This window comes from Lysinibacillus sp. NPDC097195 (genome assembly GCF_044762075.1).
GTDB lineage: Bacteria > Bacillota > Bacilli > Bacillales_A > Planococcaceae > Lysinibacillus.
Genome location: NZ_JBIWDP010000004.1, coordinates 146,813 through 162,848, shown reverse-complemented (window position 1 = coordinate 162,848; position 16,036 = coordinate 146,813). Strand labels below are relative to the sequence as shown.

14 protein-coding genes and 1 riboswitch are annotated in these 16,036 nt (G+C 37.0%); of the genes, 2 read left to right on the top strand and 12 right to left on the bottom strand.

The window, feature by feature from the left end:
* Nucleotides 1-20: 20 nt before the first annotated feature.
* The 8 genes from ACIQXI_RS17875 to ACIQXI_RS17840 all read right to left on the bottom strand — a co-directional run bounded on the left by ACIQXI_RS17875 (nucleotide 21) and on the right by ACIQXI_RS17840 (nucleotide 6,601).
* A complete protein-coding gene (locus ACIQXI_RS17875; RefSeq protein WP_402927460.1) occupies nucleotides 21-353 on the bottom strand; it encodes an MGMT family protein in 333 nt (110 codons plus the stop codon).
* A gap of 127 nt (nucleotides 354-480) precedes the next feature.
* The gene (locus ACIQXI_RS17870) at nucleotides 481-1,248 is read right to left on the bottom strand and encodes a sulfite exporter TauE/SafE family protein (protein WP_402927459.1); all 768 of its coding nucleotides are present in this window, start codon (nucleotides 1,246-1,248) and stop codon (nucleotides 481-483) included.
* A 36-nt stretch (nucleotides 1,249-1,284) separates the two neighbouring features.
* A complete protein-coding gene (locus tag ACIQXI_RS17865) occupies nucleotides 1,285-2,634 on the bottom strand; it encodes an amidohydrolase family protein (protein ID WP_402927457.1) in 1,350 nt (449 codons plus the stop codon).
* A 57-nt stretch (nucleotides 2,635-2,691) separates the two neighbouring features.
* Nucleotides 2,692-3,150, bottom strand: a complete 459-nt coding sequence (locus ACIQXI_RS17860) for a hypothetical protein (protein ID WP_402927455.1) — start codon at nucleotides 3,148-3,150, stop codon at nucleotides 2,692-2,694.
* Between the two features lies 1 nt (nucleotide 3,151).
* Nucleotides 3,152-4,012 (bottom strand): DUF3100 domain-containing protein, encoded by an 861-nt coding sequence (locus tag ACIQXI_RS17855; protein ID WP_402927454.1) that lies wholly within the window; start codon nucleotides 4,010-4,012, stop codon nucleotides 3,152-3,154.
* A gap of 161 nt (nucleotides 4,013-4,173) precedes the next feature.
* Nucleotides 4,174-4,275, bottom strand: a riboswitch (purine riboswitch).
* Between the two features lie 243 nt (nucleotides 4,276-4,518).
* Nucleotides 4,519-5,253 carry a glucose 1-dehydrogenase gene (locus ACIQXI_RS17850; RefSeq protein ID WP_402927453.1) on the bottom strand — a complete coding sequence of 245 codons (735 nt, stop codon included), beginning with the start codon at nucleotides 5,251-5,253 and terminating at the stop codon, nucleotides 4,519-4,521.
* A gap of 105 nt (nucleotides 5,254-5,358) precedes the next feature.
* A complete protein-coding gene (locus ACIQXI_RS17845) occupies nucleotides 5,359-5,991 on the bottom strand; it encodes a TetR/AcrR family transcriptional regulator (RefSeq protein ID WP_402927452.1) in 633 nt (210 codons plus the stop codon).
* Nucleotides 5,992-6,064: 73 nt separating this feature from the next.
* Entirely contained in the window at nucleotides 6,065-6,601 is a 537-nt protein-coding gene (locus ACIQXI_RS17840) for a TetR/AcrR family transcriptional regulator (protein WP_402927450.1), read from the bottom strand.
* Nucleotides 6,602-6,770: 169 nt separating this feature from the next.
* Here ACIQXI_RS17840 and ACIQXI_RS17835 point away from each other — a divergent pair, with 169 nt between their 5' ends.
* Both ACIQXI_RS17835 and helD read left to right on the top strand, forming a co-directional pair.
* Complete coding sequence (locus ACIQXI_RS17835; RefSeq protein ID WP_402927448.1) at nucleotides 6,771-8,165, top strand: DHA2 family efflux MFS transporter permease subunit; 1,395 nt, start codon at nucleotides 6,771-6,773, stop codon at nucleotides 8,163-8,165.
* 259 nt (nucleotides 8,166-8,424) lie between these two features.
* Nucleotides 8,425-10,764 carry an RNA polymerase recycling motor HelD gene (helD, locus tag ACIQXI_RS17830; protein ID WP_402927446.1) on the top strand — a complete coding sequence of 780 codons (2,340 nt, stop codon included), beginning with the start codon at nucleotides 8,425-8,427 and terminating at the stop codon, nucleotides 10,762-10,764.
* A gap of 78 nt (nucleotides 10,765-10,842) precedes the next feature.
* Here helD and gnd read toward each other — a convergent pair whose 3' ends face one another.
* The 4 genes from gnd to ACIQXI_RS17810 are packed head-to-tail and all read right to left on the bottom strand — an operon-like array spanning nucleotide 10,843 to nucleotide 15,896.
* Nucleotides 10,843-12,243 (bottom strand): decarboxylating NADP(+)-dependent phosphogluconate dehydrogenase, encoded by a 1,401-nt coding sequence (gnd, locus tag ACIQXI_RS17825; RefSeq protein WP_402927444.1) that lies wholly within the window; start codon nucleotides 12,241-12,243, stop codon nucleotides 10,843-10,845.
* Between the two features lie 26 nt (nucleotides 12,244-12,269).
* Complete coding sequence (locus tag ACIQXI_RS17820; protein ID WP_402927442.1) at nucleotides 12,270-13,616, bottom strand: GntP family permease; 1,347 nt, start codon at nucleotides 13,614-13,616, stop codon at nucleotides 12,270-12,272.
* 14 nt (nucleotides 13,617-13,630) lie between these two features.
* A complete protein-coding gene (gntK, locus tag ACIQXI_RS17815; protein ID WP_402927440.1) occupies nucleotides 13,631-15,172 on the bottom strand; it encodes a gluconokinase in 1,542 nt (513 codons plus the stop codon).
* On the bottom strand, nucleotides 15,165-15,896 hold the full coding sequence (locus ACIQXI_RS17810; protein ID WP_402927439.1) for a GntR family transcriptional regulator: 732 nt from the start codon (nucleotides 15,894-15,896) through the stop codon (nucleotides 15,165-15,167). Before ACIQXI_RS17810 ends, gntK begins: the two co-directional genes overlap by 8 nt.
* Nucleotides 15,897-16,036: the final 140 nt, after the last annotated feature.

The following is a 16,036-nucleotide window of genomic DNA, read 5'->3' as shown; positions in this document are numbered from 1 at the left end:
TCTAACAATTTAAAGGTGTTTTATTTTTGCCCGTTTAAGAAATCAAAATCTATAGGATTAATTTTATATTGATAGTGCTCCAAGTTAAGTGTAAAGGTATGCGTGACCATAACCCCTTCCTCTTCTAATAATGCCTTCTGACGGGCTGCATCTTGTATAGTTATTTCCCCTTTGATATTGACAACACGGTGCCAAGGGAGTTGATATTTGTCGCTCGTTGTATGAAGTATTCTTACAACCTGTCTTGCTCCTCTAGGGCTACCTGCACATGCTGCTACTTGTCCATACGTCATGACTTTACCACGTGGTATGTTTTGAATTACAGTAATCACATTTTTAGTAAATGGTTGCATATGATACAGCTCCTTTTTACATAGGTTTTCAATCATTATGTGCTACCTACTACATTTACTCAACATTTTTCAAAAATACATAAAAAAAGAGCCCGTTTATAGGCTCTTTTTTCGTTTGAATTAGCCCTTACTTTAGCGTAAAGAGCATATAAAGCGAAGACAGTATTGTGATAATGGCGATCATTATCTTTAACAAATTCATAGGCACTTTATTGGCAAGGCGAGTACCAGCAAGGATACCAATCGTTACGCCAATTAAACTAGTAATGACTAAACCGTACATACTATCGATATTGGCGTATGCAAAATAGCCGAATATAGATGGGATAGCAATAAATACGGAATTTAAAAGACTGACGCCCACTGCCACACGAATATTAACTCCAAGGTTGACTAGTAATGGTACTAATAATATGGGGCCACCTGCACCTGTTAAAGCACATATAGTTGCCGTTAAAAAACCGATAATCACGACAATAAATGGATGACTCAATGCTTTCGATTTTTTTATCAGTGCATTTTCATTGTTTTTCTTAAAGATAATCGACAAACCAGCTAGCAGAATAAATATGTAGAGCAGCAGCTTTGCCAGATAATCAGAAATAAGCACATTAATTTGCACGCCTAAAAACGCGCCAGGAAGGCTACCGATGCTTAAAAATAGGGCTAATTTTAAATCCATATTTTTAGATTTCCAGTAGGAATAAGCCCCTAGTATACCCGAAACAGCAAAGGCTAAAAAGCTTAATGCCAACGCATCATGAACAGGTATTTCTAAAAAACCTACATAAATTAGCGGGAGAAGAAATCCAGAAATGCCGGACATCCCTAATAGAATACCAATTATTAAATTTGAACTTAAAACAATTGTTAAAAGTAGTGAGTTTGTTAACATAAATTAGACCTCAATTTTACCCAATAAAATAAAGGATTAGATGTTTGCACGAATGGCAAGATCCTTCATTGCAAGCTTACTTTCATATTTTATTTTTTCTTCATCCAGTGTCAGGACTTCTCTGTTTTTCATTAATATTTTACCATTTACAATTGAATCTGTTACGTCGCTGCTATTAACTGATTCGATTAGTGTATTGATTAAATTATGAGAAGGAGCAATATGAGGCTGATCAATGTTAATTAAAATCATATCTGCCTTTTTACCAACTTCCAGTGTTCCTAGCTGTTGCTCTTGCATCATAGCCTTAGCGCCACCTAATGTTGCCATTTCTAAAATGCTTTTTGAAGGCATAACGACTGGATCAAAAATAGGCACGCCTGAAAATGCCCGGATTAATGATTTAAACACTTTCATTTGATCAAATAAACTTAATCCTGAATGTCCAGCACCATCTGTACCTAAGCTAACGCCAATGCCTTTTTGTAACAAGCTAGGTGTTTTGGGTACACCTTTTCCAGAATTACTAATAGGGCAGTGGACTACTTTACTATTATACGTTTTAATAATATCCATTTCATTTTCAGAAAGCATGATGCTATGTGCACCTAAGAAGTTTTGATCGAGCACACCGATCGATGCAAGGTATTCATATGGGCGCATTTTAAATTTTTCTAGACAATAGCTTATTTCATTAGCGTATTCATTCATATGGGATTGTACACCCGTAGAGCATTCTTTTGCTGCTGCGAAAACTTCCTGTATTAATTCAGGTGTGCAAGTAATGATAGATCTAAGAGAATACCATATGTTTACTCGCTCATCACCAGCTCCGTGATAGTTATTAAATAGTGCCCGATTATTGCGGATATTTTCTTCAATAGAAGATTTCATTGTTGGTGGAATATCCATGCCACTATCCATCGTCGAGCAAGTTAGCACACCGCGTAAGCCTGATTCCACTACCGAATTTGCTACTTGATGCATATGTCTGCCACCGGCGTCAATAAAGGTTGTTGTGCCGGATTTAATCATTTCAAGGCAGCTTAACTGTGCGCTCATGTAGACATCTCGTTCCTGCAAATTACTTTCAAATGGAACCATGATGCGCGTCCAAATCATCGGATATTCATCTGTTATTCTTCCGCGTAAAAGTTGCTGACATGTATGGGTATGGGCATCAATTAGACCAGGTAGTACTAATTTGCCGTGCCCATTTAAAATCTCTTTCGATTGATAACTAGTAGCAAGAGATGCAGTAGACCCAATAGCGATAATACTATCATTTTTAATGACAATCGTTTGATCATCCATGATGTTAAAGTCGGGCGTTAAGATAGAACAATTTTTTATTAATAAATCAGCGTTATACGCTATAGCTTGCATAATAGGCCTCCATAAATGAATTGAATAAAAATAGAGAGGGGATGCCTCTCTATTCGTCTAAAATGAATCTAACGCATCGGTTAGGTTCAAGAATATTTGAGCAAAGATAGCCTGTGTAAGGAATGTGCCTGTAAAAACTAACAGAGCAATAATAACCATTTTCCAGCTTTGGCTAATAAACGATTTAAAATTAAGGCCGATGCCTGCAAGGGTACCAACAATTGTAATAGGCGCCATAAAGGATATTTTCGCCGTATACTCAATGACTGGCTGAGCAATTGGTGAAATCGGGCTGGCCACAATTAGCCCTGTTAGAACAACGTAAATAATAGCAGGGATTTTTAAAGGAATTAGTTTTCCTAAAGAGATACCAACAAAAGCGATGGTAGATAAAATTAATACTCCAGGAATCGATTCTGCAATAGATACATCATTACCGATTAAGTTTGCCACAAGCGTTGTAATAACCGATGTAAGTAAAAGAGAAATCGTCCAATCTCGCATGCTCATCGTCATATCAATCACCAACCTTCATGCTGTTCATTTGTTTGGCAACACGTGTATGCTTTGGGCTAATTCTTGGTTCAAGCAAGAAATATAGTTTTCTAGTAAGCGGAAGGGATATGAATAAAGTAAAGTAGATACCAACAATGGCAGCTAACGTATCACTGGCACCTGCTAGCATAATAATTTGATCAGCGTATTCAGGATAAATCGTTGCCAATGTACTTGATGCTGCCGCCATCATCACTCCGCTACCTATACCGCTAGCCATGGCTAACGCTAAAGGATGGAAAATATTCATAGAAGCGACAATACTAGCTAAAAATCCAATATAAATTGTGCCGATTAAAAACCCGATAATGTAAATCGATAGGGCACCTCTTGCTTCTGGTGAATTGGCGCCGTATAAATGACAAATTAATCCGTAATCTTTATCGCGACATGTGGAGCTTGTTGCCCCAATAGCTTCTTTTTTAATGCCTAACATTAAGGCAATAGGTAATGCTAATAAAATTGTGCCGACGTGTCCTAGTTCTTGGAACGCTAGAGCTGGACCAACTTCAACAAGCTTAGGAAGATTAGAGCCAGCGAGTACCCCGATTTTCGCCATAAACGGTGTAATCGCTACAAGAACAAGTGATGAAGCTTTAGTAGATGCCTTTTCTTTAAAAAATTTCAAAATATCCGGGCCAAGTATTACACTTATGACGATTGCAAAAAGCATCGGATAAATCACGATTAAAGCAGATCCTACATGGAACTGCTTTACTCCGATTAGTTCAGCGATAATAACAATAATAAGAGCCCCTAAATATAATCGGTAATTTTGTTTGATTACTTGCCCTATAGATTGATGTTGATCTGTTTTTTCCATGTTCTTTTTCCTCTCCTGGTGGTGTTGTTTTTTAAAATCATTACGTATATAAGAGTGAAAAAAGAAAAACTCTAGTTCTTTAACTAGAGTTTGACATACAGAAAAACAAAAAACGTAAATAGACTGAATACACCAAGCGCTTTCAGTACGAGTATAAGCTATCGTTTTTTGTTATTCCTCATAGTCAAACTATTTACGGTAGTTTGGTAGAAACTTTTGGACCATATTTCCAACTTTATACGAAGAATTTTAAATTTTAAAATACGAACATTGTACATCGTTATTTCAATATATGTTCGTGTATTTAACAATTTACACCAATGGTTTTAGAAAGTCAAAGTTTTTTTTGTGGAATTTTGCGAAACATAAAGAGGGAGAAGTAATAATAAATGAAGAAGAAAAGGAAGCGAAATACATGTATTTTACTATGTAAAACAGAGAAGATAGTAATAATAAGGAAAAAGCCGATTTTCCTTCCTAATAGAAAATCGGCTTTTGTACATTAATTATTGTGCAGTTAATCCGCCATCGATAACGAATTCTGAACCTGTTGAGTAGCTAGAATCATCAGATGCTAAGAATAATACCATTTTAGATACTTCTTCTGATTGAGCTACACGTTTTAATGGAATATGTTTAGAGAATTCTTCTACTGCTGCTTTTGTATCTTCTTGTACTACCATTGGTGTTGCGATAACGCCTGGGTGTACAGAGTTTACACGAATACCCATTGGAGCTAGGTTAAGTGCAGCTGCTTTTGTCATACCACGTACTGCGAATTTTGTATCTGTATAACCAATTGCACCACCAACTAGACCGTTCATTGAAGAAATGTTAACGATTGAACCGCCGCCAGCTTTTGCCATTGAACCTGCTACAGTTTTCATACCTAAAAATACTGATACTTGGTTAATGTCTACAATGCGTTTGTATTCTTCTAATGTTACTTCTAACATATTTTTCGCCATTGTAATACCAGCATTGTTTACTAAAACGTTTACTGGACCGAAAGCTTCTTCTGCTTTCGCAATTACTGTAGCCCAATCTTCTTCAGAAGTTACGTTTTGTTTAACGAAAATTGCGTTTTCGCCTAATTCAGCTGCAAATGCATTACCTTTTTCTTCGTTTAAATCTGTTAATACAACTTTTGCACCGTTTTCTACGAATAATTTTGCGTGTGCAGCACCCATACCTTGTGCTGATCCTGTAATAATTGCTACTTTACCTGCTAAACGACTCATTTAAAAAGCCCCCTAAATAATTTTAATTTGATAGTTAACTATCACTTTTATACTACCTAAGTTAACAACTTTCACGTTCGATTGTCAATTCAAAACGTTCACTAATTATTGTGGTCGAATATAAGATAAAAATACATCTTTCATTAATTCGAGCTGTTTGTCTTCAGAAAGAAACTGTGAAAGCTTTGTATCGTGGTTTGCTAAGCTTACTTTAAAGGTGAATAAGCTGAAGTTTTGCACCATCGTTATAATAAATAAATCTAAATCAATATCCTGTCTTAACGAGCCATCCTGCTTACCTTGCTGTGCTAATGTTAATAAAATATTAGCTAATTTGCTGCGTGCAAATAAGTATTCTGCATAATGCTCATTCGATTCCTCAGCAATTTTTTCGTGTAAATCAAAAGACTCGAAAAACTGTGCTAAGCGTATTTGAGGGTCCCTTGTTCCGCTAATATAATAATCTAATATCTGCTTCATTTTTTCATATCCAGATACCGTCTGTTCGACAATTTGCCCAATATCCGTAGCCATTTCTTCAGTAATGGTACTTGAAGCTGCTATCACTAAATATTCTTTTTTAGGGAAATAACGAAACAGTGTCGCAATACCAACGCTAGTCGCATCTGCAACATCTTGCATCTGAATATTTTGCACGCCTTGTTCCAAAAATAACTGCTTTGCGGTTTGGACAATATGTTGTCGGCGCTGTTGTTTTTGTTGTTCTCTTTTACTCATGCTCGTCACTCCAACTGTTGTTCATACATTTTTGTAGCCGTTTCACACCTGAATTTATGCTCTACTTTTCACATTACGCTTTATACATAAGATGAATTTGCTCGGCAATATAATCCGAACTTAAATGGAGCCCATTTTTTAGCCACCACATGATGACACCCACTATTGAAGCGGTTTTAATTTGAGAATCTACATAGGTTTTTTTTGTAGATTTAATATTATGTCGGCGAATCTCGATCAATTTTTTTAGTAATTGAAATAGATGGTTTTCAAATTGATCGAGTTGGAAAAGGATAAGTAAATGATGTCTCTGTGTATAAAGATAATCAAGTAATTGAACCAATTGTTTTTTTTCGTCGATGTCCTGAACTTGGATTAGAGCTTCGATTTTGTCAGTTAGCTCCTGTAAAATTTCCTGCGTTAATTGAGCAATTAAGCCTTCAATATCTTGATAATGTAAATAAAAAGTAGTGCGATTTAATAATGCTGTTTGGGTCACTTTTTGAACAGATAATTGATTGATGGATAGTCCGTCATTTAACAGGGTTAATGCAGCGTTTTTAAGCATTTCCTGCGTTCGAATAGTACGTGGATCCTCTTTTCTAGTCATATTTCTCCTTCTTGTCTATCTTCGTAAATTTTTATATACAGTTTATTTTGTATTGTCTAGTAGTCGACAGTATAGCCTACATTGTTCATGGTCAACTTAATGAATTTCTTGATAAAATATTTTTTAGACAAAGTGTCGATAAAATTATGATAGCGTTAGGAGTTCTAATATGCAAAATGAAATATCTGCTCGAACTAAGAAGCTATTGCTGATCGTGATGATTGCAGGATGCTTCTTTTCTACATTAAATCAAACATTACTAAATGTAGCGCTTAGTGATTTAATGGTTATTTTCGATGTAAGCCCTACAACCATTCAGTGGTTAGCAACTGGCTTTATGTTAGTAAATGGTGTGCTTGTCCCGATTACAGCCTTTTTAATGAAGCGTTTCTCCACTCGCCAGTTATTTATCAGTTCGATGCTTTTTTTATTAATAGGTTCTATTGTTGCAGCGAGTGCCATGAATTTCGGTATGTTACTTACGGGGCGTATGATTCAGGCAGTTGGTGCAGGCATCATTATACCGTTAATGATGACCGTCATTGTGTTTTTGTATCCAATGGAGGAACGTGGCGCTGTGATGGGGAAAGTAGGGTTTGCCATCATATTTGCTCCGGCAATTGCGCCAACTGTTTCAGGGTTTTTTGTGGACTATTTTTCTTGGCGATGGTTATTCATCGGTTTAATTCCATTTGTTTTACTCATTATTTTGTGTGCCTATAAATATTTATTTAATGTTGTCGAGGGAACAAAAGTAAAATTAGATAGTTTAAGTGTGGGCTATTCAACAATCGGGTTTGGATTATTGCTCTTTGGATTTAGTATTGCAGGCAGTAGAGGTTGGACTGATTGGCTTGTTATTGCCTCCATCCTGTTAGGGGTTTTCGTAACCTGGTTATTTTGTCAGCGTCAACTATCTTCAGATGAACCGTTATTAAATTTGACCGTTTTTAAATATAAAATGTATTCAATGACAACGATTGTGAATATAGCCATTACGATCTTAATGTATGCAGATTTGATTTTATTACCGATGTATTTACAAAACGGTCGTGGTTTTACAGCTTTTGAAGCAGGTCTGTTATTGTTGCCAGGAGCATTAATCAATGCAAGCTTATCCCCAGTCACTGGGAAAATGTATGATAGGTATGGCGCAAAGCCATTATTTATTGTCGGTATGATTTTCATTGTCTTGTCAATGTGGGCAGTAATTGATTTGTCTGCTACTACTCCCTATCTGTATATACTAATTCGTACCATTATATTGCGCATAGGATTAGCGTTTATAACGATGCCTTTAAATACAGCAGCCTTAAATTCATTACCGAAAGCATTAGCTTCACACGGCTCGGCGGTTAATAATACAATTCGGCAATTAGCTGGAGCAATAGGAACAGCAGTCATTGTAACCATTTATTCAATCCAATTAACAAAAGTCGCAAGTGGCACAAGTGAAAGTTATGCTAACGCAGCTAATACAACTTACTTCTACATGCTTATCGTAGCCATTATTGCATTTATTATTGTATGGTTTGTACCTAAAACTAAAAATACAAGGACCTAAAATGACAATTGCAACTGCGAGCGCTACAAATAAAAAAGCACCGTTCTAAATTTTAGATCGGTGCTTTTGTGTTATTTTAAATATTAATTTAGACACAAATAAAAATCACGTTTAATTCATTGAAAAAAACGAGAGCATATGTTAAATTTATAAAGATAGACACTTTATCTTTTGTAGGATATATTATCCCTACTTTAATTATAAAGCATAGTTTTTCATTAGTCAATACCTATACGTATATTTTTAAGGAGTGAATGCGATGAAATCGGAGTTTCAGCAAGAGCAACAACGTTTGGATAATGTAATGGGGACTATTTCTGAGCAAATGAGTAAGTTGGAGCAAGAAACTTTACAGCGTAAAAATGAAGTTGTCAATATTCGCAAACACTTTTGGGATGAAATTAAGGTCAATATGGATACTTTCGATGATTATCTTGAGACGATTATTGGCTTAAGACAAGAAACACAAGCACTGTCCGTAAGCCAAAGCACCCACAAACATGCATCGAAACGATTAGCGACATTACGTCGTATGCAGAAGAACCCTTATTTTGGTCGCATTGATTTTCTAGAGGAAGGTATGGCAGCTCAAGAGCAGGTCTATATCGGTATCTCTTCACTAATGGATAAAAGCGGCGAGGATTTCCTTGTTTATGACTGGAGAACACCTATTGCCAGTGTTTACTACGATTACATGCCAGGTCCTGCCCAGTACACAACACCTGGTGGCATTATTTCTGGAGAGTTGGAGAAGAAGTGGCAATATCTTATTCGTGACGGTGTGCTGCAATCGATGTTTGATACAAGTCTGACAATCGGGGATGAAATTTTACAGCAAGTTCTAGGGCAAGGTACAAACAAACATATGCAAAGTATAGTGGCGACGATACAACAGGAGCAAAATCGAATTATCCGCCATGATCATGGAAGATTGCTAATTGTACATGGTGCTGCTGGTAGTGGCAAAACATCAGCAGCGTTACAACGAATTGCTTATTTACTTTACAAATATCGAGACAGACTGAATGCAGATCAAATCATATTATTTTCACCTAACGCAATGTTTAACAGCTATGTCTCTAATGTGTTACCTGAACTTGGCGAGGAAAATATGCAACAAGTCACATTTCAGGAATACTTACATCACCGACTAAGTAAAGACTTCGAGGTTGAAAATCCATACGAACAATTGGAATACGTATTAACAGCAGCCGATAGCCCAGCTTATAGATCTAGGGTGGCAAGTATCCGATTTAAAGCATCTACGCGCTTTTTTGAAGTGATTAAGGCATATAGAAAGTCACTTGAGTACTCGGGTATGATCTTTAAGGTCATCAACTTTAGAGGGCAACCAATAATAACTGCGCAACAAATGGTAGAGCAGTTTTATAATAGCGATACATCGATGAAGTTTCATAATCGACTGGAAAAGTTAAAAGATTGGATTTTAAAAGAAATAAAAGAAATTGAGAGAGTCGAATGGAAGAAGGAATGGGTGCAGGATGAAATTGAGTTGCTTAGCAACGAAGAATATCAAAAGGCACGTGTTTATTTAGCTAAAAAGCAAGGCTTTGCAAGAGAGACAATAGCTGATTATGAAATGGATACTAAAAAACTTGCGCAATTAATTGTATCGAAGAAATTAAAGACATTGCGTAAACGTATTCGGGCATTGCAATTTATTGACGTCAAGGAAATATATAGGAAGTTGTTTGTAGACCCTATGCAAATTAAGCAATGGATAGGGGGAGAAACACCGACGGAGTGGGAGACGATTTGCCAGGCGACGCTACACATGCTAGAAGAAGATAAGTTATGTTACGAAGACGCTACGCCATTTTTATTGATAAAGGAGCTAATACAAGGTTTTCAAACTAATAGTTCTATCAGGCATATTCTTGTTGACGAGGCACAGGACTACTCACCATTTCAATTTGAGTTTTTAAAGCGATTATTCCCTTTTGCGAAAATGACAGTGTTAGGTGATTTTAATCAGGCAATCTTTGCACATGCGAGTGAAATGCTTGATTTTCACATTCTAAGTAATCTATATGGAGCGGATGAAACCGAAGTTATTACGATGACGCGTAGTTATCGCTCGACAAAGCCAATTATCGATTTTACACGCAAACTAGTGCCAAATGGTGAGCACATTATTCCTTTTGAACGTGCTGGCGAGCTACCTGTGCTAACACAATTAGCCGATCAAGCAGCTTTGCATCATGCTATTATGGCAAAAGTCGAGACTTTGCAACAGGATGGTTATAATAGTATCGCCATCATCTGTAAATCAGCTGAGGAAAGCAAACATGCATATGAAGCATTGTCCAATATTGTGGATGTAAAGCTTATAAAAAATGGCACACCGGAGTATGAGGAAGGGGTTGTTATTATCCCGTCCTATTTATCAAAAGGAATTGAGTTTGAAGCTGTGATTATTTATGATGCATCTGAGCACATATATAGTGATGACAGTTTACGTAGGGTTTTCTATACAGCCTGCACGCGCGCGATGCACCATTTGCAGTTATATAGCGTAGGTCAACCAAGCCCGCTGTTAAGTGATGCTATACAGCAAAATCTCCTGTCAGTACAGTGATAGAAAATAATATGAAAAAGCCGATTCTAATGACAATCTAGAATCGGCTTTTTTATAGTGGTTGTATTTATAAAATCTCTACCAATTAGTGTGGAAAACGCCTTCTTTATCAAGACGTTGATACGTATGAGCACCGAAATAATCGCGTTGAGCCTGTATTAGATTGGCGTTCGATAATCCAGTTCGGTAACCATCATAATATGTTAAAGACGTACTTAAACATGGGAATGCATTACCTGCTTGAATACCTTCACAAACAACTTTTCGTAGGCTGTTTTGATATGCTTTTGTCTTTTCTGCAAAATAAGGGGCTAGTAATAAATTGTCTAGAGCAGATTGCTTTTGATAAGCGTCACTTATGACATTTAAAAAGTCAGCACGAATGATGCAGCCACTACGGAAAATTAAAGCAATATCATGCAATTGTAAATTCCAGTTATAAAGCTCAGATGTCATTTTATATTGGGTAAAACCTTGTGCATAGGCGCAAATTTTCCCCATATATAATGCTTGTCTAACGTACTCTACCCATACATCTTTATCTAGATGTTGCTCGCTTAGTGCGGGTCCTGCTAATATCGTTTCTGCATGAACTCGTTCCTCTTTTAACGAGGAGATATAGCGAGCAAATAAGGCTTCGGTAATAATAGATGTAGGGATGCCATTATCAATGGATTGTATACTTGTCCATTTCCCTGTTCCTTTTTGATTGGCTTTATCAAGAATAATATCAATCAGTGGTAATCCTGTTAAATCGTCTTTTTTTCTTAAAATTTCAGCGGTAATTTCAATTAAATAGCTTTTCAATTCGCCTTGATTCCATGTTTCAAAAATATCGGCAATTTCCTCAACGGATAGACCTACATTTTTTCTTAAAAAGGTGTAGGCTTCAGCGATTAGCTGCATATCAGCGTATTCAATGCCATTATGAACCATTTTAACGAAGTGGCCAGCACCTTTAGGGCCGATATACGTACAGCAAGGTTTACCATCTACTTGTGCCGCTATCTTTGTCAGAATAGGAGCCACTTTTTCATAGACTTCACGATCACCGCCAGGCATGATAGAAGGCCCTGTTAATGCACCTACTTCACCGCCTGAAATGCCGATGCCTAAGTAGCCGATACCAAAAGTCTTCAGTTCATCATATCGACGTTCTGTATCACTATAGTGAGAGTTACCGCCATCCATAATAATATCGTCCTTCTCAAGTAAAGGGATTAAAGACTGAATAACGGAATCTATCGCTTGTCCGGCTGTCACCATCAAGAAAATTTTTCTTGGTTTTTCTAATGATTGGATAAATTCTTCTATTTTATAATATGGATTTAATACTTTTGCTTCCTCTTTTTGTAAAAGCTTGTCGGTTAAATCCGGTGTATAATTATAGACTGCTACTTGCTCGCCCTTATTGGCCATGTTTAAAGCAATGTTACTGCCCATAACGCCTAAACCAATAACGCCTATTGTATTCAACATGATGTGTTCGCTCCTTTTTCCCATTTCTATACGAATAAATTAAGTAATAAAATAAACACTAAACCTGCAACAGAGACAACTGTTTCTAGCAATGTCCATGTAGCAAATGTTTCTTTCATACTTAAGCCAAAGTATTCTTTAAACATCCAGAACCCTGCATCATTGACATGGGAAGCAATTAAACTTCCGGCACCAGTTGCTAGTACCATTAGAGCTGGATTGACATCATTTTGACCTAACATAGGGATGACTAGTCCTGCAGTTGTTAAAGCAGCAACTGTTGCAGAGCCCAATGAAATACGTAAAATAGCAGCAATAATCCATGCTAATAAAATAGGTGATATGGTTGTACTATGGAATAAATTTGCTACATAATCTCCCACACCGCCATCAATTAAAACTTGTTTGAAGGCACCACCACCACCGATAATTAACAGCATCATCCCTATATGGGTAATGGCTACTGTACAAGATTCCATCACCTGTTTAATAGGGATATTTCTCGCAATCCCCATTGTGTAAATGGCAACTAATAGGGAGATTAACATCGATGTTCCTGCTTCTCCGATGAAACGGATACCTGCTAAAACGCTGTTATCTTCAAAGCCCATTGTTTTTTGGAGCAGTGTAATAATAGTCGCGATGGACATTAAAATAACAGGCAATAATGCAGTGAAGACACTAATAGCGAAGCTTGGCGTATCTTCCAGTTTAAATGTTTTTTGTTCACCTAGAGAGGCGATATTACCAGTTTTGTTAAATGATTCGGGCACTAGCTTTTTCGTCACTTTAGTAAGGACAGGTCCTGCTAAAATAACAGTTGGAATCGCGATAATAAAACCATAAAGCAATACTTCACCGATATTTGCCCCAAATTCTCCAGCGATAACGGTAGGTCCTGGGTGTGGAGGTAAAAATCCATGTGTGACAGATAATGCTGCTGCCATTGGAATACCTAGATATAAAATGGATATCTTTAATTGTCTTGAAATAGCAAAGACAATAGGAATTAATAGCACAAGCCCTACTTCAAAGAACAGAGCGATACCTATAATAAAGGAAGCCGCTACAACGGCCCATTGAATATTCTTTTCCCCAAATTTGTTGACAAGTGTCATGGCAATGCGTTGCGCACCACCGGAATCAGCGATTAACTTGCCTAGCATCGCACCTAGACCAAATATTAAGGCTAAGTGTCCTAGCGTACCGCCCAATCCTGCTTCAATTGTCTTGACGATGCTATCTAAAGGCATCCCTAGAGCCAAAGCGACACCAAATGACACGATAATTAATGAGATAAATGTATTTAATTTAAACCCCATTATTAAAATTAACAGAGCGATAATCCCAATACTTACAATAACTAAGGGCATATATTCTCCTCCTTTTAATTCGAGCTTAATAAGCTTCTTTGATAATTAGATATAGATGTATACTCGTCTGTTAAGACCCTCGATAAACGAATGAAAATAGGGAGTAACTGTCTATATTCTTTTGCTGCTTCTTCTATTGGTGTATGTGTATAGGTGTCACCAACCATATCAGCAGCAATCTCAAAGGAATCAATTTTTCCGAGAGCATATAAACCTAAAATACAAGCGCCAAGGCATGAGCTTTCATAGCTTTCAGGTACTGTTACTTCTGATTCGAAAATATCGGCCATCATCTGTCTCCAAATGACAGAACGAGAAAATCCACCTGTTGCTTGAATGCGTGTGACAGGGCTTTCCATATATTCTAGCAATGCTAAATAAACCGTATATAAGTTATAGATAACCCCTTCAAGAGCCGCACGTATCATATGCTCTTTTTTATGTGATAATGTTAAACCGAAAAATGAGCCACGAGCATTAGGGTTCCATAAAGGCGCACGCTCCCCTGATAAATAGGGGTGGAATAGCAATCCATCTGCACCAGGTCTTACACGTTCCGCAATTTTTGTTAACACTTCATAGGAATCAACACCAAGTCTTTTAGCTGTTTCAACTTCGGAAGAGGCAAATTCATCACGAATCCAGCGAAGAACCATGCCACCATTGTTTACAGGTCCACCAATCACCCAATGATTTTCAGTTAAGGCATAGCAAAAAATTCTACCTTTTACATCAGTTTTAGGTTTATCAATAATGGTGCGAATAGCACCGCTTGTTCCAATTGTGACGGCAATTTCTCCTTTTCGAATGGCATTCACACCTAAATTAGAGAGTACGCCATCACTAGCACCTATGACAAAAGGTGTTTGCGGGTCAATGCCCATTTGTTTGGCTAAATCAACATTACAGTTAGTGAATAATGTAGTAGTTGGTACGAGTGTTGATAATTGTGCTCTCGTAATACCTGCAATATTTAAAGCTTCGTCATCCCAATCTAATGTTTCAAGATTCATCATGCCCATAGCGGAGGCTAGTGAATGATCTACAACATATTGATTGAAAAACTTTTTAAAAATATATTCTTTTATGCCAATATATTTTTTTGTTCTACGGGCGATTTCAGGATGGTCATTGACAAGCCAAGTAATTTTGCTTAAAGGGGACATTGGATGAATAGGTGTGCCTGTTCTTTTATAAACCTCGAGACCATTCCATTCATTTTTAATTTTAAGTGCCCATGCTTCACTGCGATTATCTGCCCAAGTAATAACGGGCGTTAACGGTATGTCGTTTTCATCTACAGCGATGATACTATGCATCGCACTGCTAAATGACACAAATAATAGGGGCTTTTCTGCGTGGTGTTTCATAATGTTCGTTATCACTTGAAGCACTGCTTGAAAAATCTCTTCAGGGTTTTGCTCAGCCGTTGAAATATCAGGAGTATATAATGGATACCCGATACTATCTTGGTGAATAACTTCTCCGTGTTCGCTAAATAATACGGCTTTTGTGGTCGTAGTACCGATATCAACACCTAACATATAGCTAGTCATGTTCTAGTTCAACTCCCTTAGATAGTAATTGTTGTGACCGCCATAAGTCATCAACTTTTCCTTGAACATCTTGGAAATTTTCATGTAAAGATTTAATCATAAGCTCTCGATCTTTTTGTCGAATGGCCTCAATATACAGTTCATGATTTTTTAGAATGCGCGTAAAATCTTCATGTTTTTCTTTAAAGCGCATTCGCATCGATAACAAAATAAAGCCTTCCATAACTGGCTTTAAATTCGTCCAAATCATCGTAATATAGGAATGCCCAATAGATTGAATTATAGTCTCGTGAAAAATAACATCTTGATAAGAAAACTCATCCGCATCATTATATTTAACCGCGATTTTCATCATCTCTAAAATTTTGCTAAGTTCCAGCGCTAAAGTAGTTGTATCCATTTTGATAAGACGTTCAAAAACAAATGTTTCAATGAGTAAACGAACATCATAAATTTCTTCAATTTCCTTTTCGGGTAGGCCGATGACCACAGCACCCATTCGTTCTAATCGAATGATATTTTCGGATGCTAGTATTTTCAGGGCTTCACGAATAGGTGAACGGCTTACTTCAAAATCGGCTGCTAATTTGTTTTCAGAAAGAATGGTACCGCTTTCAATCAAGCCAGAAAGAATGCGCATTCTCAGCTCATAAGCTACGCGATCGCCTGTCGAAGCCTTAGAGAGCCATTTTTGAGGATATAAATAATCCTTAGAATCATTCATAAGTTCACCCTTTTTATAATTTAGTATACTTGTATACAAGTATTATAGTCAGAAAGAAAATAAGATTGCAAGCGTCTTACTAGCAACCTAATGTAGTAGTGTTATTTTGAAAGCAAACGAAGGCACTCGGACAAAGAAAT

What these genes read in the sequence shown, in the direction of transcription:
- ACIQXI_RS17875 (WP_402927460.1), bottom strand. Translation starts at nt 353, where the DNA reads ATGCAACCATTTACTAAAAATGTGATTACTGTAATTCAAAACATACCA.
- ACIQXI_RS17870 (WP_402927459.1), bottom strand. Translation starts at nt 1,248, where the DNA reads ATGTTAACAAACTCACTACTTTTAACAATTGTTTTAAGTTCAAATTTA.
- ACIQXI_RS17865 (WP_402927457.1), bottom strand. Translation starts at nt 2,634, where the DNA reads ATGCAAGCTATAGCGTATAACGCTGATTTATTAATAAAAAATTGTTCT.
- ACIQXI_RS17860 (WP_402927455.1), bottom strand. Translation starts at nt 3,150, where the DNA reads ATGACGATGAGCATGCGAGATTGGACGATTTCTCTTTTACTTACATCG.
- ACIQXI_RS17855 (WP_402927454.1), bottom strand. Translation starts at nt 4,012, where the DNA reads ATGGAAAAAACAGATCAACATCAATCTATAGGGCAAGTAATCAAACAA.
- ACIQXI_RS17850 (WP_402927453.1), bottom strand. Translation starts at nt 5,253, where the DNA reads ATGAGTCGTTTAGCAGGTAAAGTAGCAATTATTACAGGATCAGCACAA.
- ACIQXI_RS17845 (WP_402927452.1), bottom strand. Translation starts at nt 5,991, where the DNA reads ATGAGTAAAAGAGAACAACAAAAACAACAGCGCCGACAACATATTGTC.
- ACIQXI_RS17840 (WP_402927450.1), bottom strand. Translation starts at nt 6,601, where the DNA reads ATGACTAGAAAAGAGGATCCACGTACTATTCGAACGCAGGAAATGCTT.
- ACIQXI_RS17835 (WP_402927448.1), top strand. Translation starts at nt 6,771, where the DNA reads ATGCAAAATGAAATATCTGCTCGAACTAAGAAGCTATTGCTGATCGTG.
- helD (WP_402927446.1), top strand. Translation starts at nt 8,425, where the DNA reads ATGAAATCGGAGTTTCAGCAAGAGCAACAACGTTTGGATAATGTAATG.
- gnd (WP_402927444.1), bottom strand. Translation starts at nt 12,243, where the DNA reads ATGTTGAATACAATAGGCGTTATTGGTTTAGGCGTTATGGGCAGTAAC.
- ACIQXI_RS17820 (WP_402927442.1), bottom strand. Translation starts at nt 13,616, where the DNA reads ATGCCCTTAGTTATTGTAAGTATTGGGATTATCGCTCTGTTAATTTTA.
- gntK (WP_402927440.1), bottom strand. Translation starts at nt 15,172, where the DNA reads ATGACTAGCTATATGTTAGGTGTTGATATCGGTACTACGACCACAAAA.
- ACIQXI_RS17810 (WP_402927439.1), bottom strand. Translation starts at nt 15,896, where the DNA reads ATGAATGATTCTAAGGATTATTTATATCCTCAAAAATGGCTCTCTAAG.